General features: G+C 63.3%; 1 protein-coding gene. It reads left to right on the top strand.

Annotated features, from left to right (window positions below; translation table 11 throughout):
* Nucleotides 1-87: 87 nt before the first annotated feature.
* A protein-coding gene (locus QJT82_RS45410; protein ID WP_281446731.1) for an IS3 family transposase occupies nucleotides 88-1114 on the top strand; the annotation gives its coding sequence in 2 pieces (ribosomal slippage) (nucleotides 88-346 and nucleotides 346-1114; 1028 coding nt annotated over the 2 pieces). This gene is flagged as partial in the annotation.

The following is a 1114-nucleotide window of genomic DNA, read 5'->3' on the forward strand; positions in this document are numbered from 1 at the left end:
AGAGCTGGCTCCGGAAATCTGGACCGGGCGATAAGTGGAGTTTCTGCCTGACGGCGGGCAAGATTGTCCCGCGAATCAGGAGAGACGATGAGCAAACGAGCCCGCCGGCAGCACGCACCGGCATTCAAGGCCAAGGTGGCGTTAGCGGCGATCAAGGGCGAGATGACGCTGGCCCAGCTGGCTGAGCATTTCGACGTGCACCCGAACCAGATCACGCAGTGGAAGTCCCAGCTTCAGGAAGCGGCGGCCGAGGTATTTGGTCCTGGCGGTGGCAACAGAACGAGCGAGCCCGCGGTGGACGTGAAAACGCTGCACGCCAAGATCGGGGAGCTGACGCTGGAGAACGATTTTTTAGAAGGCGCGCTCAGCAAAGCCGGCCTGCTGAGCGCAAAGCGATGATCGACCGTGAGCACGACCTGCCGATCACGAAACAGGCGGAAGTTTTGAAGATCAGCCGTGGCAGTGTCTATTATCTCCCACGTCCGGTGTCGCCCGCCGACCTCGCGGTCATGCGACGGCTCGACCGGCTGCATTTGGAGTTTCCTTTCGCCGGTTCGCGAATGTTGCGAGACCTGCTGGCTGCCGAGGGGTGCAAGATCGGCCGCCGGCATGTCAAAACGCTGATGCGGCGGATGGGGATAGAGGCGTTCTACCGCCGACCGCGTACCACCAAGCCCGAACCCGGGCACAAGATCTATCCGTATCTGCTGCGCGGGATGGAGATCACACGCCCGAACCAGGTCTGGGCGATGGACATCACCTACATCCCGATGGCGCGCGGCTTCGTCTATCTCGCGGTGGTGCTCGACTGGTTCAGCCGCCGGGTGCTGTCGTGGCGCGTCTCGATCACGATGGAAGCCGCCTTCTGCGTCGAGACGCTGGAGGACGCTCTCGCTCGCCACAGCAAGCCGGACATCTTCAACACCGACCAAGGCTCGCAGTTCACGGGCGCGGCGTTCACCGGCGTGCTCGCCAGTCATGGCATCGCCATCAGCATGGACGGCCGAGGCGCCTGGCGCGACAACGTGTTCGTCGAGCGGCTGTGGCGCAGCGTCAAATACGAGGAGGTCTATCTGCGCGCCTACGACACCGTGTCCGACGCCCGCGCCTCGAT

This window comes from Bradyrhizobium sp. Mp19, assembly GCF_029952935.1.
Classification (GTDB): domain Bacteria; phylum Pseudomonadota; class Alphaproteobacteria; order Rhizobiales; family Xanthobacteraceae; genus Bradyrhizobium; species Bradyrhizobium elkanii.